At 65.6% G+C, this 21,385-nt stretch carries 13 protein-coding genes and 1 tRNA gene; 12 read left to right on the top strand and 2 right to left on the bottom strand.

Annotated elements, in window-relative coordinates; translation table 11 throughout:
• Positions 1 to 46: 46 nt before the first annotated feature.
• The 3 genes from WH303_RS05320 to WH303_RS05310 are packed head-to-tail and all read left to right on the top strand — an operon-like array spanning position 47 to position 4,175.
• Positions 47 to 2,347, top strand: coding sequence for a hypothetical protein (locus WH303_RS05320; RefSeq protein WP_339517299.1), 2,301 nt, complete (start codon positions 47 to 49; stop codon positions 2,345 to 2,347).
• 8 nt (positions 2,348 to 2,355) lie between these two features.
• Complete coding sequence (locus tag WH303_RS05315; protein ID WP_339517298.1) at positions 2,356 to 3,513, top strand: hypothetical protein; 1,158 nt, start codon at positions 2,356 to 2,358, stop codon at positions 3,511 to 3,513.
• The gene (locus tag WH303_RS05310) at positions 3,510 to 4,175 is read left to right on the top strand and encodes a DUF1266 domain-containing protein (protein ID WP_339517297.1); all 666 of its coding nucleotides are present in this window, start codon (positions 3,510 to 3,512) and stop codon (positions 4,173 to 4,175) included. The genes WH303_RS05315 and WH303_RS05310 overlap by 4 nt, the downstream gene beginning before the upstream one ends.
• A 61-nt stretch (positions 4,176 to 4,236) precedes the next feature.
• On the opposite strand, the gene WH303_RS05305 is transcribed toward WH303_RS05310, so the two are convergent.
• Positions 4,237 to 4,812 carry a C40 family peptidase gene (locus WH303_RS05305; protein WP_339517296.1) on the bottom strand — a complete coding sequence of 192 codons (576 nt, stop codon included), beginning with the start codon at positions 4,810 to 4,812 and terminating at the stop codon, positions 4,237 to 4,239.
• 238 nt (positions 4,813 to 5,050) lie between these two features.
• Here WH303_RS05305 and fdnG point away from each other — a divergent pair, with 238 nt between their 5' ends.
• From fdnG to selD, 8 genes are all read left to right on the top strand, one after another.
• Positions 5,051 to 8,113: a formate dehydrogenase-N subunit alpha gene (gene fdnG, locus WH303_RS05300; protein ID WP_339517295.1), complete on the top strand. Its 3,063-nt coding sequence runs from the start codon at positions 5,051 to 5,053 to the stop codon at positions 8,111 to 8,113.
• A 9-nt stretch (positions 8,114 to 8,122) separates the two neighbouring features.
• On the top strand, positions 8,123 to 9,064 hold the full coding sequence (gene fdxH, locus WH303_RS05295) for a formate dehydrogenase subunit beta (RefSeq protein ID WP_021026451.1): 942 nt from the start codon (positions 8,123 to 8,125) through the stop codon (positions 9,062 to 9,064).
• Positions 9,061 to 9,723, top strand: a complete 663-nt coding sequence (locus WH303_RS05290) for a formate dehydrogenase subunit gamma (protein WP_021026452.1) — start codon at positions 9,061 to 9,063, stop codon at positions 9,721 to 9,723. The genes fdxH and WH303_RS05290 overlap by 4 nt, the downstream gene beginning before the upstream one ends.
• Before the next feature lie 138 nt (positions 9,724 to 9,861).
• Positions 9,862 to 10,827 carry a formate dehydrogenase accessory protein FdhE gene (fdhE, locus tag WH303_RS05285; RefSeq protein WP_339517294.1) on the top strand — a complete coding sequence of 322 codons (966 nt, stop codon included), beginning with the start codon at positions 9,862 to 9,864 and terminating at the stop codon, positions 10,825 to 10,827.
• A 109-nt stretch (positions 10,828 to 10,936) separates the two neighbouring features.
• Positions 10,937 to 12,364, top strand: coding sequence for an L-seryl-tRNA(Sec) selenium transferase (gene selA / locus WH303_RS05280; RefSeq protein WP_339517293.1), 1,428 nt, complete (start codon positions 10,937 to 10,939; stop codon positions 12,362 to 12,364).
• Complete coding sequence (gene selB / locus WH303_RS05275; RefSeq protein ID WP_339517292.1) at positions 12,361 to 14,286, top strand: selenocysteine-specific translation elongation factor; 1,926 nt, start codon at positions 12,361 to 12,363, stop codon at positions 14,284 to 14,286. Before selA ends, selB begins: the two co-directional genes overlap by 4 nt.
• Before the next feature lie 89 nt (positions 14,287 to 14,375).
• Positions 14,376 to 14,471 (top strand) — tRNA-Sec (locus WH303_RS05270).
• 112 nt (positions 14,472 to 14,583) lie between these two features.
• Positions 14,584 to 15,651 (top strand): selenide, water dikinase SelD, encoded by a 1,068-nt coding sequence (gene selD / locus WH303_RS05265; protein ID WP_339517291.1) that lies wholly within the window; start codon positions 14,584 to 14,586, stop codon positions 15,649 to 15,651.
• 86 nt (positions 15,652 to 15,737) lie between these two features.
• Here selD and ffh read toward each other — a convergent pair whose 3' ends face one another.
• Positions 15,738 to 17,117 carry a signal recognition particle protein gene (gene ffh / locus WH303_RS05260; protein ID WP_021026457.1) on the bottom strand — a complete coding sequence of 460 codons (1,380 nt, stop codon included), beginning with the start codon at positions 17,115 to 17,117 and terminating at the stop codon, positions 15,738 to 15,740.
• 384 nt (positions 17,118 to 17,501) lie between these two features.
• Here ffh and WH303_RS05255 point away from each other — a divergent pair, with 384 nt between their 5' ends.
• The gene (locus tag WH303_RS05255) at positions 17,502 to 21,371 is read left to right on the top strand and encodes a response regulator (protein ID WP_339517290.1); all 3,870 of its coding nucleotides are present in this window, start codon (positions 17,502 to 17,504) and stop codon (positions 21,369 to 21,371) included.
• Positions 21,372 to 21,385: the final 14 nt, after the last annotated feature.

Genomic DNA, 21,385 nt, shown 5'->3' with positions numbered 1-21,385 from the left:
AGGGGGCGCATGAGGGATGCGCTATTACTAGAAAGGCATCATCACCATGGCATCCGTGTCCGACCCGTCCACCGCACTGCGCAGCGAGGCGCTTGACGCCTTTCTGGACCATGTTGATGCGCTGTTCAACACCGAGGACGAGACACAGGAATGGCCTGCCCGCCAGGCCGCAGCCGCCCAGCAGCTCGCATCGCGCGCGCTGGAGCCCGAAGACCTGGACCAGTTGCGCCGCGTCTACCGGCTGTGGAGCATGGCCGGCCAGCCCGCCCAGGCCCTTGCCGCCGTGCAGCAGCACCAGGCCCGCCTGCTGCAGGAGCTGAGCGCTGGCGCCCAGCGCGATGCCGCCGTCACGATGGCCATGCTGCAGGCCGATGCTGCCGAGGATGTGCCCGACCTCCCCCCCGAACAGTACCGCGCCGTGATCGCGCAGGCGATGGCGGCGGTGGACCAGGCCGGCGACCTGGGTGACCCCGACCGTGCCTGGCGCCACTTGGCCCGCCATGCCCACCAGGCCCAGGCGCTGGACCTGCAAGAGCAGATCTGCCGCAAGCAGCACCAGTACAAAAGCCAGCAGGCCGACCGCGCCCACTTGCGCGCCTGGGACGATGCGATGCTGGCCACGCGCCTGGGCCGCATCGAAGTGGCCAAGGGCAACAGCGCTGCGGCCCGCGACCTGGGCCACTACGCGCTGCAAAAACTCCAGCGCGCCGAAGCGGGCCAGGACATCGACACCGATGACTGGCTGCTGCTGGGCGAGGACATCATTGCGCTGGCCCCGGATGCGCTGGCCCAGCACAGCGAGCTGACGCTGGCGAGCCTGCCCAGCACCGCCTCGCCCGCTGCCTGGCGCGATACGCGCGCCCAGCTCGCGCGTCTGGCCGCTGGCAGCCTGCACCAGCAAGGCGCGCTCGATGCCGCCATCAGCAAAGGCCAGGAAGGCCGCTTTGCGCTGGTGCGCGACAGCGACGACCGCAGCAGCGCCTTGCTGATCGACTGGCTGGTGCAGGCCGCCCGCCTACCCGAGGCCGCCCACATGTGCTTTGAGAGCACCTTGCACAGCCGCCCCGGATCGCGCGAGGCGGCCTGCCGCCAGGCGCTGGCCCATCTGGGCGAATCGGATGGTGCGCCGTACTGGGCGCTGACCCTGATGGCCGCCGCGCAGGACGAGGACCTCGCTGAGTTTCTGCCCGCCGACATGGATGCCGAGCAGGCCTTTGCGCACTACAGCGCCATCGTGCAGCAGCAGTCGCTCAACCACCCGATGTGGCGCCTGCTGCAGGGCAACCATCTGTTCGAGCAGCAGGACTATGCGCAGGCCTTGCCGCTCTTGGAAACCCTGGCCGAGCGTCCCCAGTACGCCAATGGCGAGCTGGCCTACCGCTTGTTTGTCTGCCGCGCCCGCGTGGCGGGCCTGGCCAGCGCGCTGCAGTCGCCCTATATCCGCTGCGACAGCGGCAGCTGGTGCTATGCGATGGGCGTGCAACTGGACGACGACGAGGCGCTGATGCAAGCCATTGGCGGCGAGGGCGAAGAGCTGCCCGCCGACTGGCCCTATGACGAGCTGCTGCGCTGGATCAAGCACTACTACGAGACGGGCCAGGCCCGCTTCGAGCACTGGTTTGCCACCGGCCAGGGCAGCTACAAGGATGGCAACCTGCACGACTACTCGATGCTGTGCAACAACCTGGCCATCAAGTACCGCTACAACGACGAGAACTACGACGGCGCGCTGGCCCTGCATGCCAAGGGCATTGCGACCAGCCCCTTTGCCGAGCACTACAACGGCATCGTCTCCACCCATATCGACAGCGACAACTACGCGCAGCTCATCGGCGCCGCCGAGCAGCTGTGGCACTACAGCCAGGACCACGGCTACAGCCGCCACAGCCCCTGCGACTACTTCCCCAAGGTGGCCTACGCGCTCTACCAGCAAGACCGCAATGTGGAAAACAGCATCTGGCTGGAGCGCCTGGACGAGTGGTGGAGCCAGCTGGACGAGGACGAGCAGCGCAGCGAGCGCTATGACTACCTGCGCAGCCTGCTCAACCAGCTCGACTACTACTCGGCTACGCATGGCGCCGAGGTGCTGCCGCGCCTCCAAGCGCTGCTGCCCGAGCTGGAACAACGCCAGAACCCCTACCTGCTGCGCCGCGCGGGCGACGCGATGCAGACCTCGGGCACGGACCAGCAGGCCTTGCAAATCTACCAGCAGGCGCTGGCCTGCGCGCCTGCCGATGACGCGGCCGAGCGCGAGAAGCTGCAGACCACGATCGACAAGCTCCATGCCCAGCTGATCACCGCAGCGCCTGGCGCGGGCGGCGGCAAACCCTGGTGGAAGTTCTGGTAAGCCCGTCCATGCGCACAAGCACGGTGTACCTGGCGCGCAATGTGGTCAACGCGCCCGAGCTCAAGGCCCGCATCGCCGCGCGCAGCCGCGAGCGCGGCGACACGCCCGAGATTGCCGCCTGGCTGCAGAACCATTTCTACCGCTACCTGGTGGGCAATCTTCAGTCGCCGCCCGAGGCCGTACAGGCCATCACCACCACCGAAGCGCTGCAGCAGCGCTATGCCGCTGGCGCACCGGCCTGGGCGCTGGCCTTGCTGGCGCGCAAACCCGGCCCCGAGGCAGCGCAGGCCGATTCGGCGCTGTGGTGGATCAGCCCTGCCCATGACAGCGTGCTGGCGCTGGAGCGCCAGCTGCTGGAGTTTTTGCAGTCGCGCCAGGGCACCTCGCTGGAAGGCAAGCTCGCCCGCATCAACTGCCCGCAGGCCTTGGAGCGCTGGGCGCAGGAGCACCAGGCTTTCGAGGCCCAGCAACTGGCCGGTTGGCGCCAGCACCAGCCCCATGCAGTGCAGACGGTTTGGCAAGGCAGCCAGGGCGCATTTGTCGAGCTGTTGCCCGGCAGCGGCGTGCTGCGCGAAGAGATGGCCTACGAGAGCCAGATGATGCGCCACTGCCTGGGCCAGTTTGCCAACCGCCGCCAGCTCAGCGGCGGCTATGGCGAGCACTATGCCGAGGGCTGCGAGCAAGGCCGCATGCGCATCTTCAGCTACCGCACCGGCCAGGGCCAGCCGCGCATCACCATCAATGCCTGGCTGCAGCCCGATGGGCGCCTGCGCATCGACCAGATCAAGGGCAAGCAAAACCGCCCGCCGGTGGACCGCTACCGCGCTGACGTCATTGCCTTTTTGAACCAGCTGAACACCAGCGAAGACACGCCCGACGATGCGCTGGGCATGCGCCTGCTGCGCACCAGCGGCGCCCAGGCGGGCTGGCATGCGGTGGAGAGCTTGCACAGCGAGGCTGAGCATTTGCAGCTGTGGCAGCGCCAGCCCAGGCTGCTGGCCCATGTGCCCCAGGCCTCACCGCTGGTGCAATGGCTGGCCGCCGCACATGACAGCAGCCTGCTGGCTGGCCAGCAGCTGCCGCCTGCGCTGGCCTACAGCCTGGCGCAGGCGGGCAAGGTGCCCGCCAAAATGCCGCCGGGCATGCAGCCGGAGGCACAGCGATGATCCAGATCCTGGTGGCAGCCATCGGGCTGTGGCTGGTGTGGCAATGCGTGCGGGCCTTTCGCCGCCAATGGGGCAGCCAGGCGCCTGCGCCCTCGGGCCCACTGGGGCATTACCGGCTCACACCCGAGCAGAACTGGGCGCTGGCGCTGGCCCACCCGATGGCCTTCCATGCGCTCAAGGATGGCTTTGCCGACAGCGCCATGCCCGCGCCCACCAGCAGCCTGGCGGCATCGCTGCGGCCCATGGCCTTGCATGCCTTTGGCCTGCGCACCGACCTGGACGATGCCAAGGTGCGACAGCAGCTGCCCGAGCGCATGCGCACACGCTGGTGGTGCCTGGATGTGGAGCGCCTGCAGGCGGGGGACGACGCCCGCGCCGCGATGGCCTTTGCCTGCGTGCGCGCCAGCTTTTTTGTGCGTACCGCCGCCATGCTGGGCTGGATCAGCGCCGAGCAGCAGTGGCAGCTGCTGCAGCTCAATGCCGCACGGGCGCGCGATTGCTTTGGCAGCTGGCAGGAGCTGGGCAGCGCCTATATCCAGGGCCGCGCCCAATGGGTGGCCAAGGGCCGCTCGGACGCGCTGGGCCGCAGTATCAGCGACGAGGAGTTGCAGCACTGGCTGCAGGATGCTTCGCACCCCTGGGGGGCATACGCCTGGCGTTGAGCGCGCCCCAGACCTTTTTTTGCGGCAATGGCCGCTTGTTTTATTCAGGCAATGAATATTCTCAAGCGTCAAATACCGTGCGGGCCTCGGTAAAACGGCGCGAGAAATAGGGATTGGCCAGGCTCACCGTCTTGACCACGCCGCCGCTCGACGGCGCATGCACAAACTGGCCATTGCCCGCATAGATACCCATGTGCGAATAGCGCCCGCCCATGGTGTTGAAGAACACAAAATCGCCGCGCTGCAGGTCACGCCGGTCGATCTCGGCGCTCACCCCCGCCCACTGCGCCGTGGTGCGTGGCAAGCGGCGCGTGGTGATGCCCTGGATCGCGTACTGGATCAGGCCGCTGCAGTCAAAGCCGCCTTCGGGTGTGTTGCCGCCATAGGTGTAGGGCGTGTTGACCACCAGCATGACCCGCGCATAGAGCGCTTCGCGCAGCTCACCGCTCAAGCCCAGGTTGACGGGAACCACGCCGCTGTCCACACGCGGTGACGTCGATGTACCGCCTGCCGTGCGCTGCCCGCCTTCTTGCCGCGCCGTGCGTGGCGGCGAGGCGCCGCAGCCTGCCAGCAGCGCCGATGCCGACAGCGCCCAGAGCAAAAAGGGACGGCGCGCAGCCGCGTCTTGGTGGTCCATGGTCTCCCCCTTGGATTCAGGCCGCAAGAATTTCATAAAGCATATTATTCACAATTTCATGCAAGTTTGTGAAATGTATTGGTATTTCTCGCGGAGATACGGCCTCTCTCGTATTTTTACCAATTTGTCAAACGTGCTGAATACCCGGAATGCCCAACTATTCTGCTTTCAGAGGGAGAAGACTACAATTTGTGTCGTAAGCATAGAAAACAAGCATCCTTCATTGAAAGGACACCCCATGGTGCAATTCTCCAGACGCCAGTTCATGAAAGTGACTGGTTCGACTCTGGCGGGTTCCAGCCTGGCAGTGATGGGCTTCTCGCCCGCCACTGCGCTTGCCGGAGTCCGTCAGTACAAGCTGGTCGGCAGCACAGTGACACGGCAAACCTGCACGTATTGCTCTGTTGGCTGCGGCATTTTGATGTACTCGCTGGGCGATGGCGGCAAGAACGCCAAACTCTCGGTGATCCACGTCGAAGGCGATCCCGACCATCCCGTCAACCGCGGCACGCTGTGCCCCAAGGGCGCATCGCTGCTGGACATCGTCCACAGCCCCAACCGCCTGCTCTACCCCGAATACCGCGCGCCCGGCTCCAACGAGTGGAAGCGCCTGTCCTGGGATGAGGCCCTGACCCGCATTACCAAGCTGCTCAAGGACGATCGCGACGCGAACTTCCTGGAGAAGACCGATGATGGCCTGACGGTGAACCGTTGGACATCGACCGGCATGCTGGCCGCATCGGCTGCCAGCAACGAGGCCGGTTACATCACCTACAAAGTGGCCCGCTCTTGGGGCATGTTGGCATTCGATAACCAAGCACGTGTCTGACACGGCCCGACGGTGGCAGGTCTTGCCCCGACGTTTGGCCGTGGAGCGATGACGAACCATTGGGTCGACATCAAGAACGCGGACGTTATTTTGATCATGGGCGGCAATGCCGCTGAAGCCCACCCTTGCGGCTTCAAATGGGTGACCGAGGCGAAGGAGCACAACAAGGCTCACTTCATGGTGGTCGACCCGCGCTTTAACCGATCGGCTTCGGTGGCGGATTTCTACGCCCCTATCCGCTCCGGTTCGGACATTGTTTTCCTCGGCGGTGTGATCAACTACCTGCTGACGAATGACAAGATCCACCACGAGTACGTGCGCAACTACACCGACTTCACGTTCATCGTGCGGGAAGACTTTGCGTTCGACGAAGGCATCTTCTCGGGCTACAACCCCGAAAAGCGCACCTACGACAAGGCCAGCTGGGACTACGAGCTGGGCGAGGACGGCTACGTCAAGACCGACCCGAGCCTGCAGCACCCGCGTTGCGTCTACCAATGGCTCAAGCGCCACTACGCCAGCTACACGCCTGAGAAGGTCGAGAGCGTCTGCGGCACGCCCCAGGCCAAGTTCCTGCATGTCTGCGAAAAGCTCGCATCGACGGCAGAAGCGGGCCGCGCAGCGACCATCCTGTACGCCCTCGGCTGGACCCAGCACTCGATCGGCGCGCAGATCCTGCGCACCGGCGCCATGGTGCAGCTGCTCTTGGGCAATATCGGTGTGGCCGGTGGTGGCATGAACGCCTTGCGCGGTCACTCCAACATCCAGGGCCTGACCGACCTGGGCCTGCTGTCCAACGCACTGCCCGGCTACCTGACCTTGGCCAACCAGGGTGAGCAGGACTACCAGAAGTACATCGACGCGCGCACGCAAAAGCCTTTGCGTGCCAACCAGATGAGCTACTGGCAGAACTACCCCAAGTTCCATGTGAGCCTGATGAAGGCTTTCTGGGGACCGGCGGCGACCAAGGACAACAACTGGGCCTATGACTACCTGCCCAAGCTCGACAAGCAGTACGACATGCTGCAGATTTTCGAGCTGATGAACGAAGGCAAGGTCAACGGCTACATCGCCCAGGGCTTCAACCCGCTGGCGGCGCTGTCCAACAAGAGCCGTGTGCGCGACGGGCTGGCCAAGCTCAAGTTCCTGGTGATCATGGACCCGCTGGCCACCGAGACCTCGGAGTTCTGGAAGAACTACGGCGAGTACAACGACATCGACACCGCATCGGTGCAGACCGAGGTGTTCCGCCTGCCCACCACCTGCTTCGCTGAAGAGGATGGCGCCGTCGTCAGTTCTTCGCGTGTGCTGCAGTGGCACTGGAAGGCCTCCGAGCCACCAGGCGAGGCCAAGACCGACATCGCGATCATGTCGGCCCTGCACCTGCGCATGAAGGCGGCCTACCAGAAGGACGGCGGCAAGTTCCCCGATCCGATCCAGAACCTGTGGTGGCCTTATGCGCAGCCAGCGCACCCTTCGTCCGAAGAGATTGCCAAGGAGTACAACGGCCGCGCACTGACCGACCTGACAGCACCTGACGGCAAGGTCTTGCGCCCTGCCGGCCAGCAGCTGTCCGGTTTTGGCGAGCTGCGTGACGATGGCTCCACGATGAGTGGCTGCTGGATCTGGGCGGGCAGCTGGACCGAGGCGGGTAACCAGATGGGCCGCCGCGACAACAGCGACCCGACCGGCATCGGCAACACGCTGAACTGGGCCTGGGCCTGGCCGGCCAACCGCCGCGTGTTGTACAACCGCGCATCGGCGGATCTGGAAGGCAAGCCTTTCAACCCGAATCGCACCTTGGTCAAGTGGAATGGCTCGACCTGGGGCGGCGCGGACGTGCCCGACTACGGCCCGACCATCAAGCCCGAGACCGGCACCGGTCCGTTCATCATGAACCCTGAAGGGGTGGCGCGCTTCTTTGCCCGCAAGGGCATGAACGAAGGTCCGTTCCCGACACATTACGAGGCATTCGACAACCCGCTGGGCTACAACCCGATGTACCCGAAGAACGACAAGGCCGTCAGCAACCCGGCCGCCCGCGTCTTCCCGGCCATCTGGGAGACCTTCGGCAAGGCGGACGAATTCCCGCATGTGGGCACGACCTACCGTTTGACGGAGCACTTCCACTACTGGACCAAGCACGCGCTGCTGAACTCCATCATCCAGCCCGAGCAGTTCGTCGAGATCGGCGAGGCGCTGGCCAAGGAGATCGGCATTGCGACGGGCGCCATGGTGAAGGTCAGCTCCAAGCGGGGCTACATCAAGGCCGCTGCGGTGGTGACCAAGCGCATCAAGCCGATGCAGATCGAAGGCAAGACGGTGCACCACGTGGGTATCCCTATCCACTGGGGCTTCAAGGGCCTGACCAAGCCTGGCTTCCTCGCCAACACCCTCACCCCGTTTGTGGGTGATGGCAACAGCAATACGCCAGAGTTCAAGACCTTCCTCGTGAAGGTTGAGAAGATCTAAGGAGCAGCGATGTCATCTCTTCAATCATTGGATATCAAGCGCCGCTCCGCCACCACCACCCCATCGCCCAGCGTGCGCAGCCCGCACGGCGGCGAGGTGGCCAAGCTGATCGATGTCTCCAAGTGCATCGGCTGCAAGGCCTGCCAGACCGCGTGCATGGAGTGGAACGATCTGCGTGACGATGTGGGCACGGCAGCGGCCGGGGTCTACGACAACCCGACCGACCTGACGGCCAACTCCTGGACGGTGATGCGGTTTTCCGAATACGAAAACGAAGCCACCGGCAATCTGGAATGGCTGATCCGCAAGGACGGCTGCATGCACTGCGAAGACCCGGGCTGCCTCAAGGCCTGCCCGTCTCCCGGTGCCATCCTGCAGTACACCAACGGCATCGTGGATTTCCAGGAGGAAAACTGCGTGGGCTGCGGCTACTGCGTGACCGGCTGCCCGTTCAACATTCCGCGCATCTCCAAGAAAGACCACAAGGCCTACAAGTGCACGCTGTGCTCGGACCGCGTGGCCGTGGGCCAGGAACCTGCCTGCGTCAAGACCTGCCCGACCGGCGCGATCATGTTTGGCACCAAGACCGCCATGCAAGAGCGTGCGGAGGAGCGCATTGTCGACTTGAAGGAGCGCGGCTTTGACAAGGCTGGCCTCTACGATCCGCAAGGCGTGGGTGGCACCCACGTGATGTATGTGCTGCACCATAACGACAAGCCCTCGCTCTACCACGGCCTGCCCGATGATCCATCGATCAGCCCCATGGTGAGCCTGTGGAAGGGTGTGGCCAAGCCACTGGCGCTGGCAGCGCTGGGCGTGGCCGCTGTCGGCAGCTTCTTCCACTACATCACCAAGGGCCCGATCGAAGTGCCCGAGGAGCTGGAAGAGGAAGAAGCCGCCAAGGCGCGCGCGGACAAGGGCGCCGACCACCACGAGGAGTCTGGACGATGAAAAGCAAGACCCGTGATCTCCAACGCTACACCGCTGGCGAACGCGTCAACCACTGGGTGGTCGCGATCAGCTTTGTGCTGCTGGCCTTGTCGGGCCTGGCGTTCTTCCACCCCTCGTTCTTCTTCATGACGAACCTGTTCGGTGGCGGACCCTGGACCCGCATCCTGCATCCCTACATCGGTCTGGTGATGACCGTCGGCTTTGTGCTGATGTTCTTCCGCTTCTGGCAGCTCAACATCATTCGCAAGAACGATGTGGAGTGGCTCAAGAATGTGCCCGCCCTGGTCAACGGCGAGCACGAGAAGATGCCACCGGTGGACAAGTATAACGGTGGGCAGAAGGTGCTGTTCTGGATGCTGGTGCTGTGCATGGCGGGCCTGTTGGTGACCGGCGTTCTGATGTGGCGCGCTTGGTGGAACCTGCCAGTGAATGTGGTGCGCGCTGCGGCGCTGCTGCATGCGCTGTCGGCCTTTGGCCTGATCGGTCTGATCATCGCCCACATCTACGCGGCCATTTGGACCCAGGGCACGATCCGCGCAATGACGCGCGGCACGGTGACCCGCGCCTGGGCGCGCTTTCACCATCCGCTGTGGTACCGCCGCATGACGGGTGACACCACCGACCTGGACAAGCCCGCCAGCCACAAGCACGGCGCCTGATGCGCCTTGCAGGCCTGCTCCGGCCCGCGGCCCCGTGCCGCAGCGGGCCAGGGCCTACCCGCATCGCCCCCTGCCCTGCTCCCCAACGCCGATAGCCCCGCCAGGACTATCGGCGTTGATTTTTGAGAAAATCCCCGTATGCAACGCATTCTTCAACCCGGTGAGATCGAGTCGCTCGACCACACCAGTTTTCCACGCGTGCTGCTGCCCAACACCAGCAGTCTGTTTCTTGACCGAGCCCAGCGCATTCGCCAGCTGGCCGACGGCAACCCGATTGCGGACTACCTGCTGTTCATCGCCAAGCTGGTGGACGCCCAGCACCAGGCAGCCCAGGGCCTGCAGGTGGCTGCGCCCGATGCAGCGGCCATCGCCCAGGCCCAGCAGTACTCGTCGCCGCTCTTGCCCGCTGCTGACCACCTAGACCCCGTCTGGCACCAGGTGCTGGACGGCATGCTCGGCCACCTGGCCAGTGCCGATGGCCTGCCCGAGGCCTTGCAGCCGCTGATTGGCGAGCTGCAGCGCTGCGGCACCGAGGACCGCAATGCGCTGGCCAAGCGCCTGCTGACCAAGGAGCTGGCCGCGCGCGATGTGGGCCTGGCGCCCTTTGTGATGGCTGCGCTGCAAGTGGTGTTTGCCACCCGCGCCAGCCAGCTGCGCCTGGCCGACATCCCCTTTACCGACCCGGCCACCATCTGCCCGGTCTGCGCTACCGAGCCCGTTGCCGGCGTGGTGCGCATTGGCGGCAAGATGGCCGGCCACCGCTACCTGCACTGCGGCTGCTGCGCCACCGAATGGCATATGGTGCGCGTCAAATGCAGCCACTGCGAATCGACCAAGGGCGTGCGCTACCAGGGTCTGGAAGGCGGCAAGGATGTGGTGCTGGCAGAGACCTGTACCGAATGCGGCAGCTACCGCAAGCTGGTCAACCAGGAAAAAGACCCGCTGGCCGAGCCGCTGGCCGATGACCTGGCCAGCCTGATGCTGGACCTCTTGATGAGCGAGCAGACCTCGTTCTCGCGCGCCAGCGGCAACCCGCTGCTGTTTGTGGCCGTGGCTGAGCCGCAGGCGGCCGATGCCGACGGCAGCGTGCCCGATCTGCACTGAGCGCGTGCCGAGCACCTGAACGTTTTGGCACCATGCCATACTGGACGATGGCGCTGCTGCCGCAGCCCATCGTTTTTTTATTTCTGCCCCTGTTTGAGCTGGTTTGCCCATGAACGCACCGACCCACCTGCCCTCTGTTGACAAGCTGCTGCAGCACCCGCGCACCGCTGCGCTGTTGGACAGCTATGGCAAGGCCCAGTGCACGCAGGCCATCCGCGCCGCACTGGGCGAGGCGCGCAGCCGCTGGCTGGCAGAGGCTGGCAGCAACGCAGAAGGTGCCGATGCCTTGCTGGACGCTGCCGAGCAAAAGCTCCAGCAGCTGTTTGCGCCGCGCCTCAAGGCCGTCTACAACCTGACCGGCACGGTGCTGCACACCAACCTGGGCCGCGCGCTGCTGCCGCAAGAGGCTATTGACGCCGTGGTGCAGGCGCTGGCGACCCCCAGCAATCTGGAATACGACCTGGCCGACGGCGGCCGGGGCGACCGCGATGACCTGGTCGAAGACCTGGTCTGCCGCCTGACCGGTGCCGAAGCGGCCACCATCGTCAACAACAATGCGGCCGCCGTGCTGCTGGTGCTGTCCACCTTGGCACGCGACAAGGAAGTGGTGGTCTCGCGCGGCGAGCTGGTCGAGATCGGCGGCGCCTTCCGCATCCCCGATGTGATGACGCGCGCCGGCGCCCGCCTGGTCGAGGTGGGCACCACCAACCGCACCCATGAGAAGGACTACGAAGCCGCACTGGGCGAGCACAGCGCTGCGCTGATGAAGGTGCACTGCAGCAACTACGCGATCAGCGGCTTTACCAAATCGGTTGCCGAGGCCGATGTGGCGCGCATCGCCCATGCGCGGCAGCTGCCGCTGATCGTGGATCTGGGCAGCGGCACCCTGATCGATATGCGCGACTGGGGACTGCCCTATGAGGTGACCGTGCGCGAGACCATCGAGGCCGGTGCCGATGTCGTGACCTTCAGCGGCGACAAGCTGCTGGGCGGCCCGCAGGCCGGCATCATCGTCGGCAGCAAGGCCTTGATCGCGCAGATCAAGAAGAACCCGCTCAAGCGCGCGCTGCGCGTGGGCAAGCTCACCCTGGCCGCGCTCGAGCCCACCTTGCGCCTCTATCTGCACCCCGAGAAACTGGCCGAGCGCCTGACCACCTTGCGCCTCTTCACCCGCCCGGCCGCTGCCATGGAGCAGCAGGCGATCGCGCTGCAGACGCCGCTGCAAGCCTTGCTGGGCCCCGACTATTTGGTGGAGCATGCCGCGATGACCAGCCAGATCGGCAGCGGTGCATTGCCCGTCGAGAGCCTTCCCAGCCATGGCCTGGTCGTGCGCCCCCATGAGCGCAAGCGCGCCGGGCGCCTGTTGCAGCAGCTCGAGGCCGCGCTGCGCCAGCTGCCGCGCCCGGTGATCGGCCGGCTGCGCGACGATGCACTCTGGCTGGACCTGCGCTGCCTCGAAGCCGCCGACCAAGCCGCCTTTGCCGCCAACCTGCAGCAGCTGGCCCTGGGCAGTGGCGCCACGGACGGCCAGGCATGATCATCGGCACCGCAGGCCATATCGACCATGGCAAGACCACCCTGGTGCGCGCGCTCACCGGCGTGGAGACCGACCGCCTGAAGGAAGAAAAGGCGCGCGGCATCTCGATCGAGCTGGGCTACGCCTACACCCCGCTGGCCAATGGCGATGTGCTGGGCATCATCGATGTGCCCGGCCATGAAAAATTTGTGCACACCATGGCCGCCGGGGCCGTGGGCATTGACCATGCCTTGCTGGTGGTGGCCGCCGATGACGGCGTGATGCCCCAGACCCTGGAGCATCTGGAGATTTTGCAGTTGCTGGGCATCCGCCAGGGCACGGTGGCCCTCACCAAGGTCGACCGCGTGCCGCGCGCCCGCATTGATGAGGTGCGCGATGAGATCACCGCCATCCTGGCCCGCAGCAACCTGGCCGATGCGCCCATTTTTGAGACCGCAGCGGCCCTGGCCGATGACCCGGGCGTCTGGGCGCTGCGCCAGCACCTGCACCAGCAGGCCCAGGCCATGCCCCAGCGCGCCAACAGCGGGCTGTTCCGCCTGGCGGTGGACCGGGTCTTCAGCCTGCCCGGCCAGGGCACGGTGGTCACCGGCACCGTCTTCAATGGCCAGGTGGCCGTGGGCGACAGCCTCGTGCATTCGGCCAGCGGCGAGCCCGTACGTGTGCGCAGCATCCATGCGCAGAACCAGGCGAGCGAACAGGGCCTGGCCGGCCAGCGCTGCGCACTGAACCTGGCGGGCATCGCCAAGGAGGCCATCACGCGCGGCGACTGGATCATGGACGCGCGCCTGCGCCAGACCACCCAGCGCATCGATGTGCGCCTGCACCTGCTCGCCGATGCAGCGCCGCTGGCGCAGTGGTCTGCTGTGCACCTGCACCTGGGCACCATGCGCTGCACCGGCCATATCGCCTTGCTGCAAGATGGCGACCTGGCCCCAGGCACGGAAGCACTGGCCCAGCTGGTGCTGGATGCCCCGGCGCTGGTGCTGCCCGGTGACCGCGTCATCGTGCGCAATGCCCAGGCCAACCGCACGATTGCCGGCGCCATGGTGCTCGACCCCTACGCCCCCGCCCGCAAGCGCCGCAGCGACAGCCGCATGGCCTACCTGGCTGCGCTGGCACACTGGATTGACACCGCCGACACCGGCCCGCTGCTGGCCGAGGCCCCGCTGGGCCTGGCCCGCTCACAGCTGGTACGGCTAACCGGCACGGCGACACCGGCCGTGGCCGAGACCTGCACCCACCTGCCGCTGCCCGATGGCGATGCGCTGCTGGTGGACAGCGCTGCCTGGCAAACGCTGCAAGACCAGCTGCTGCAGGCGCTGCAACGCTTTCATGAAGTCGCCCCCGATGAGCCCGGCATCAACGCAGCCCGGCTGCGCCGCATGGCCCTGCCTGCGCTGCAGCATGGCCCCCACGATGCGCTCTACCACGGCCTGCTCGATGCGCTGATCGCCACCGGCCAGATCGCCAGCAGCGGCGCCTGGCTGCACCTGCCCGGCCACACGGTGCAGCTAAGCGACGCCGAACAAGCCCTCGCCCAGCGCTTGCTGCCGGCCATCACCGAAGGCCGCTTTGACCCGCCCTGGGTGCGCGACCTGGCCCGCGACCATGGCGCCGGGGAGGAGCTGGTGCGCCAGCTGCTCAAAAAGCTCTCGCGCCAGGGCCTCGTGTTCCAGGTGGTCAAGGACCTGTTCTATGCCGCCCCCTCCATGGATGCGCTGGCGGCACTCACCGCAGAGCTTGCCCAGCAGGCCGAGCGCGGCGAAGTGCAGGCCCATGCCTTCCGTGATGCCACCGCCCTGGGCCGCAAGCGCGCCATCCAGATCCTGGAGTTCTTCGACCGCGTGGGCTACACCCGCCGCGTGCGCGATACGCATGTGCTGCGCCCGGGTGTGCGCTGGCAGGCAGGCGCCACGTCCTAAGCCACCCAAGGGTCTGCGGCAGCGCCAGCCGCAGGCGCCACGCAGAGCCGCTACAATCGGCCATCTTGCCCAACACGCACGTGTTGCAGGGAAGGCAATCGTGCCCGGTGGCGCGGCCGGGCTTCAAACCCGGTGAGGGGTGTCAGCCACTCCTGGGTTGGTTCGACTCCAGCTGCTTTCCGCCATCCCCCCAAAAAAACAGCATGGCGCAGCTCTGCCCGCCAAATGCCGATAATGGTGGGCCGCCATGGGCGGCACCGCTTTTCTCGCCAGTCTGTTAGCCCTGAGGATGCCCGTATGAATGCCCCTACCACCACCCTGCCCACCTCGCCACGCCTGACCTCGCTGTCGCATGGCGGCGGCTGCGGCTGCAAGATTGCCCCTGGGGTGCTGGCCGATCTGATGAGCCGCAGTGCGGTGCCCAAGCAGTTCTATGCGCAGCTGCTGGTGGGCACCGAGACGGCGGATGACGCAGCGGTCTACCAGATCAACGACACGCAGGCGATTGTCGCGACCACCGATTTCTTCATGCCCATCGTCGATGACCCCTATGACTTTGGCCGCATTGCTGCGACCAATGCGCTGTCGGACATCTACGCGATGGGCGGCACGCCGCTGATGGCGCTGGCCATCGTCGGCATGCCGATCAATGTGCTGCCCCACGACGTCATTGCCAAGATTCTCGAAGGCGGCGAGTCCGTCTGCCGCGATGCCGCCATTCCGCTGGCCGGCGGCCACTCGATCGACTCGGTCGAGCCCATCTATGGCCTGGTCGGTATCGGCATCGTCAATCCGGCGCAGCTCAAGCGCAACCGCGATGCCCAGGCGGGCGATGTGCTGATCCTGGGCAAGGCCCTGGGTGTGGGTATCCAGTCCGCTGCCTTGAAAAAAGGCCTGCTCAGCAACAGTGACTACGCCAGCATGGTGCGCACCACCACCCAGCTCAACCGGCCTGGCGCCGCGCTTGCGCAGCTGGCCGATGTGCATGCGCTGACCGATGTCACCGGCTTTGGCCTGCTGGGCCATACGCTGGAGCTGGCACGCGGCGCGCAGCTCACAGCCGTGATCGACAGCCAGGCGCTGCCGCTGCTGCCCGGCGTCCTCGATCTTGCCCAGCAAGGCGTGGTGACCGGCGCCTCGGGACGCAACTGGGCGTCCTACGGCAGCGATGTGGCAATGGGCGCGCAAGTGCCCGATGCGATGCGCAGCCTGCTGACCGACCCGCAGACCTCCGGCGGCCTGCTGGTCTCCTGCACGCCGGATGCTGTTGGCCAGGTGCTGGACATCTTCAAATCCCAGGGCTTTGCCGATGCCTGCGTAGTCGGCCAGATGCAGGCGGGCGAGGCGCAAGTTGTGGTGTCGTAACACCGCAGCGCCTGGATGCAAAAACGCCTGCTGGATGCAGGCGTTTTTGTTGAAGCAGGCCTTGCAACCAGGGCATGCTGCGGTGCTTAAAACGGCAGCTTGGGCATGCCGCCGCCCATCATGCCCTTCATGCCGCCCATCTTCTTCATCATCTTCATCAGGCCGCCGCCCTTCATCTTCTTCATCATCTGCTGCATCTGGCCAAACTCGTTGAGCAGGCGGTTGACCTCTTGCACCTGCACGCCAGCGCCAGCGGCAATGCGTTTCTTGCGCGTGGCCTTGATGAATTCGGGCTTGGCGCGCTCATAGGGGGTCATCGAGCAGATGATGCCTTCCTTGCGGCGCACTTCGCGCTCGGCCTTGTCCATATCGACCTTGCCGGCCTTGCCCGCCAGCTCCGAGGGCAGCTTGTCCATCAGGGTCGACAGGCCCCCCATCTGCTTCATCTGCTGGAGCTGGCCCAGGAAGTCGTTCAGATCAAAGCCGTCGCCGGACTTGATCTTCTCGGCCATCTTCTGGGCCGCCTCCATGTCCACGCCCTTGGAGACCTGCTCGACCAGGGCCACGATATCGCCCATGCCCAGCACGCGCTGCGCATGGCGCTCTGCGTCGAACACTTCCAGGCCATCGAGCTTTTCGGACACACCGGCGAACTTGATGGGCGCGCCGGTGATCTGGCGCACCGACAGCGCCGCACCGCCGCGTGAGTCACCGTCGAGCTTGGTCAGCACGATACCGGTGAGCGGCAGCGCCTCCTTGAAGGCCTTGGCGGTGTTGATCGCGTCCTGGCCCTGCATCGCATCGACGACGAACAAGGTCTCGACCGGCTTCAAGGCCGCATGCAATTGCTGGATTTCGGTCATCAGCACTTCGTCGATGGCCAGGCGGCCGGCGGTATCGACCAGGAGCACATCAAAGTAGTGCTTCTTGGCGTAATCGAGCGCCGCGTTGGCAATATCCAACGGCTTTTGGTCGGGCGTGCTGGGGAACCATTCCGCGCCCGCCTGCTGGGTCACGGTCTTGAGCTGCTCGATAGCGGCGGGGCGGTAGACGTCTCCCGAGACGGTCAGCACCTTTTTTTTGCGCCGCTCGATCAGGTGCTTGGCCAGCTTGGCCGTGGTGGTCGTCTTACCGGCACCTTGCAGGCCGGCCATCAGGATCACCGCCGGCGGCTGGGCCTGCAGGTTGATGTCGGCCACGCCCTCGCCCATCGTGGCGGCCAGTTCCTTGTTGACGATCGACACCAGGGTCTGGCCCGGCTTGAGGCTGCCCAGCACTTCCTGGCCCAGCGCTTTTTCCTTGACGCGGGCAATGAAGTCGCGCACCACGGGCAAGGCCACATCCGCCTCCAAGAGGGCCATGCGCACTTCACGCAGCATGTCCTGGACATTGGATTCGGTGATACGGGCCTGGCCACGCATTTCCTTGACGAGGCGCGAGAGTTTATCGGTCAGTGCGGAAGCCATAGGGTGGAGTCTTGAGTAATCGTGGCAAAGGGGGCGCCCAGCGGTAGCCGCTGGCCGGAGCCCGGGCTAAAAACGACTGGCGCCAGGGGCTGTAAGCCACAGCCCTGCAAACCTTTGATTCTACCCGCTCACCCCAAAACTGACGCGGGGCCAGGGCTGGCAGCCTGCCCGCCACCGCAAGAAACTATGGCCCGCTCCCTACAATAGGTAAATGTTTGACCGTGAAGCGCCAAACGAATTTAGCCTTTGAGGCTGCGCACATGCAGGCCCGAAGCCGCGACAATGCAGCTGCGGCCTGCGCCTGCCCCCGCTGGCATGGCCAGCTGCAATGCCAAAGCCCTGCCCGCCACCCTGAGGTGGCGCTTTCTTTGACCAGGATCACCGATGCCAGACACGCCGTATCGCCACTTGCTAGACCATTTCTCGGACGCCTTCTTCGTGACCGATACGCAAGGCCGGATCCTGGATGTCAATACCCAGGCCTACCGGGAGATGGGCTACAGCCTGGCAGAGCTGATGGCCCTGACGGTGGCCGATTTTGCGCTGGACTACACACAGGAGGAGTTGCTGGCCCTGTGGCAGAAAATGGAGCCCGGTGAACACACCGTGGCCACCAACACCCACCAGCGCAAGGACGGCTCCTGCTTTCCCGTCGAGGTGCACATCACCTGCCAGCTGGTGGATGGCGAGAAGCGCTTTTTCACCATCTCCCACGACATCACCGAGCGCGTGCGCCGCGACCAGGAAATTCAGCTGCTCAATGCCGCGCTCGAGCAGCAGGTCGAGAAAAGCACCCAGCAGTGGCGCCATTCCACCCACCTGCTCGATGCGGTGATGCGCGGCACCTCGGACATCGTCTTTGTCAAAGACCGCCAGGGCCGCTATGTGTTCGCCAACCCCGCGGCCGAGGCCATCACGCAGATGCCGCCCGGGGGACTGATTGGCAAGACCGATGCCGAAATCCTCGGCGGCCACAACAATTTTGCCGACGACGATGCCGCCGTTTACCGGAGCAGCACGCCGGTGGTGTCGGAGTCACATGCGCTGATCGAGGGGCGCCGGCTCAGCTTCCAGTCCATCAAGAGCCAGTACCGCAACGAGCATGGCGAGGTCATCGGTCTCTTGGGCATTTCGCGTGACACGACGCAGATGCGCGAATCGGAAAACCAGCTGCGCCAAAGCTATGACTCGCTGCGCCGCGCCGAGCGGCTCTCGCGCATCGGCAGCTGGACGCTGGACCTGGCCAGCGGTGAGATCGAGGCCTCGGAGATGATGTACGAGATGAATGGCCTGGACCCGCAGGGGCCCAAGCTGACCCAGGACAACATCGCCCACATGATGCCGCCGCAGGACTATGCCAAGGTGGCCGCGGCCATTGCCCAATGCGCCCAGACCGGCCAGCCCTACCGGCTCGATGTGACCCATTACACGCCCGATGGCGGCCAGTTCCCGGCCAGCATCCTGGGCCAGGCCGACTATGACAGCAGCGGCCGCATCGTCAGCCTCAGCGGCACGCTGCAGGATCTGTCCGAGCGCGAACAGGCGCGCCAGCGGCTGGAGGCACTGGCCGACAACCTGCCCAGTGGTGCGATCTACCGCGTCGAAGGCACGGCCACGACCTTGCGCATGAGTTACATCAGCGCCGGTATTGAAAAGCTCATCGGCGTGAGCGCGCAGGCCATCATGACCGACAACGCGGCCTATATCAAAACCATCCACCCGGCAGATCTGGCGATGTACCGTCAGCAGCAGCGCGAGGCGCTGGAGCGCCTGAGCCTGTTTGACTGCAGCTTTCGCATCATCCGCCCCGATGGCAGCCTGCGCTGGCTGCGCTGCCGCTCGGCACCCAGCCGCCAGGAAGCGGGCACGATCTGGGACGGCATCATGCTCGATATCACGCGCGAGCGCGAGGCCGAGCTGGCGCTGCAAAAAGCCAAGGAAATGGCCGAAGCGGCCGAGCGCGCCAAGTCCGAGTTCCTGGCCACGATGAGCCACGAGATCCGCACGCCGATGAACACCGTCATTGGCATGACACGCCTGATCCAGCAGACCCCGCTGCTGCCCAAGCAGCGCAACTACCTGGAGAAGGTGGAGCTGTCGGCCAACGCACTGCTGTCGGTGATCAATGACATCCTGGACTTCTCCAAGATCGAGGCGGGCATGCTCACCTTGGAGAACGTGGAGTTCGCGCTCGACGATGTGCTCGAGACCGTCTCGGCCGTCACCACCTTGCGCGCCGAGGAAAAGGGCATCGAGGTGGTCTACTCGGTCGCGCCCGATGTGCCCCGGCAGCTGAGCGGTGACCCGCTGCGCCTGAGCCAGGTCCTCAACAACCTGGTGAGCAATGCCATCAAGTTCACCCACTTGGGTGAGGTGGTCATCAGCATCCAGACCACCGAGACCGCTGGCAACCGCCCCGTGGTCCCGGGCAAGATCGGGCTGGAGATCACCGTCAAGGACACGGGCATCGGCATGAGCCCGGCCCAGATGAGCCAGCTGTTCCGCCCCTTCTCGCAGGCCGACAGCCAGACCACGCGGCGCTATGGCGGCTCGGGCCTGGGCCTGGCCATCTGCCAGCGCCTGGTGGGCCAGATGGGGGGCGAGCTCAAGGTCGAGAGCAGCCCGGGGCTGGGCAGCACCTTCTACTTCTCGGTGCAGCTGCACCCCGCCCAGCTGCAGCAGGCGCCCAAACCAGCCCGCTACCACGGCACGCCGGTGGACCGCGTGCTGATCGTCGACGACAACGCCAGCGCACGCGACATCCTGGCCGAGATGGTGCGTGGTTTTGGCATGCGCGCCGACACGGTGGATTCGGGCGAGCAGGCCTTGTCCGATCTGCAGCTCGCCTCCCGCGTGGGCACGCCCTATGGCCTGGTGCTGATGGACTGGCGCATGCCAGGCATGGACGGGCTGGAGGTGGCGCGCCGCATCCGCGAGGAAGAACACCTCTCGGCCACCCCGGCGGTGCTGATGGTGACCGCCTACGGCCGTGACGAGGTCATGCGCAAGGCTGAAGAGCTGCACCTGCAAGGCCTGCTGATCAAGCCGGTGACCCAATCGGTGCTGTTCAATGCCATCTTGGAGGCCTTGCAGTCGCAGGGCGGCGGCCTCTCGCGGCGCGCCCTGCCCGACACGCCGGGCCAGCCGCAGGCGCTGCACACCAACCCGATCCAGCTCTACCCCCACCTGCATGGCAAGAATGTTCTGGTGGTCGATGACAACGCCCTCAACCGCGAGGTGGCTGCCGACTTCCTCAGCCTGGTCGGCGTGCAGGTGAGCCTGGCCACCAATGGCGCCGAGGCGCTCAGCATGCTCGAGCACCACCACTACGACGCCGTGCTGATGGATGTGCACATGCCGCAGATGGATGGGCTGGATGCCACGCGCGCGCTGCGCCAGCTGCCCCATCTGCAGCAGCTGCCGGTGATTGCGCTGACTGCGCAGGCCCGCGTCGAGGACCGCAGCGCCATTGAAGAAGCGGGCATGAACGCCCACCTGACCAAGCCCATTGACGAGCGCAAGCTGTACGAAACGCTGAGCGAATGGATCGCAGGCCCCGGCAACGGCGCCGATACGCCGGATGCACCCGAGTCCGAATTCATGCGCGACGAGGCCCGCGTGGCAGCCACGCCCGGCATCAACCACGCCAAGATGCTGCAGCGCTTCCATGGCAATGCCGAGCGGGTCGAACGGGTGCTGGCCGGCTTCTACCGCGACTTTGCCGACGCCCCCCAGACCCTGGTGCTGCATGTGCAGCAGTCATCCTGGGAGCCGCTGTCGATGCTCGCCCATTCGCTCAAGGGGGCGCTGGGCTACCTCGATGCCACGGCCCTGGTCCAGGCGGCCGAAACCATCGAGAGCCAGGCCCGGGAGTGGACGCAGGCCCCGCCGCCCGCAGCGCAGCCCCAGCGCCTGCTGCATGCCGAGACCTCCGAGTTTGCCGCCCAGCTGCAGACACTGCTGCAAGGCCTGGCCACGCGCCAGCATCCACCGGCCCCGCCGAGCGCAGCGCTGGACGCCGCGCCTGCGGCCAGCCCGCCCGCTGCCACCAGCCTGCGCCAGGACCTCAAGCACCTCAAGCGCCTGGTGGCCGATGGCGACTATGCCGCCGTCAGCGAGCTCGAACGCATGCTCCTGGCCAGCCCCACGGCGCGCTGGACGCCGCTGCTCCAGCAGATCCTGCAGCATGTGGAAGACCTGGATGGCGAGGCCGCGCTGGCGGCGATCGAGCGGCTCGAACAGATCCTGCCTTGACCTTCTGGCTACCA

This window comes from Comamonas sp. MYb69 (genome assembly GCF_037479315.1).
Taxonomy (GTDB): Bacteria; Pseudomonadota; Gammaproteobacteria; order Burkholderiales; family Burkholderiaceae_C; genus Comamonas.
The sequence above is the reverse complement of the archived record's forward strand: the minus strand, read 5'-3'. Positions and strand labels throughout refer to the sequence as shown.

What these genes read in the sequence shown, in the direction of transcription:
- WH303_RS05320 (WP_339517299.1), top strand. Translation starts at nt 47, where the DNA reads ATGGCATCCGTGTCCGACCCGTCCACCGCACTGCGCAGCGAGGCGCTT.
- WH303_RS05315 (WP_339517298.1), top strand. Translation starts at nt 2,356, where the DNA reads ATGCGCACAAGCACGGTGTACCTGGCGCGCAATGTGGTCAACGCGCCC.
- WH303_RS05310 (WP_339517297.1), top strand. Translation starts at nt 3,510, where the DNA reads ATGATCCAGATCCTGGTGGCAGCCATCGGGCTGTGGCTGGTGTGGCAA.
- WH303_RS05305 (WP_339517296.1), bottom strand. Translation starts at nt 4,812, where the DNA reads ATGGACCACCAAGACGCGGCTGCGCGCCGTCCCTTTTTGCTCTGGGCG.
- fdxH (WP_021026451.1), top strand. Translation starts at nt 8,123, where the DNA reads ATGTCATCTCTTCAATCATTGGATATCAAGCGCCGCTCCGCCACCACC.
- WH303_RS05290 (WP_021026452.1), top strand. Translation starts at nt 9,061, where the DNA reads ATGAAAAGCAAGACCCGTGATCTCCAACGCTACACCGCTGGCGAACGC.
- fdhE (WP_339517294.1), top strand. Translation starts at nt 9,862, where the DNA reads ATGCAACGCATTCTTCAACCCGGTGAGATCGAGTCGCTCGACCACACC.
- selA (WP_339517293.1), top strand. Translation starts at nt 10,937, where the DNA reads ATGAACGCACCGACCCACCTGCCCTCTGTTGACAAGCTGCTGCAGCAC.
- selB (WP_339517292.1), top strand. Translation starts at nt 12,361, where the DNA reads ATGATCATCGGCACCGCAGGCCATATCGACCATGGCAAGACCACCCTG.
- selD (WP_339517291.1), top strand. Translation starts at nt 14,584, where the DNA reads ATGAATGCCCCTACCACCACCCTGCCCACCTCGCCACGCCTGACCTCG.
- ffh (WP_021026457.1), bottom strand. Translation starts at nt 17,117, where the DNA reads ATGGCTTCCGCACTGACCGATAAACTCTCGCGCCTCGTCAAGGAAATG.
- WH303_RS05255 (WP_339517290.1), top strand. Translation starts at nt 17,502, where the DNA reads ATGCCAGACACGCCGTATCGCCACTTGCTAGACCATTTCTCGGACGCC.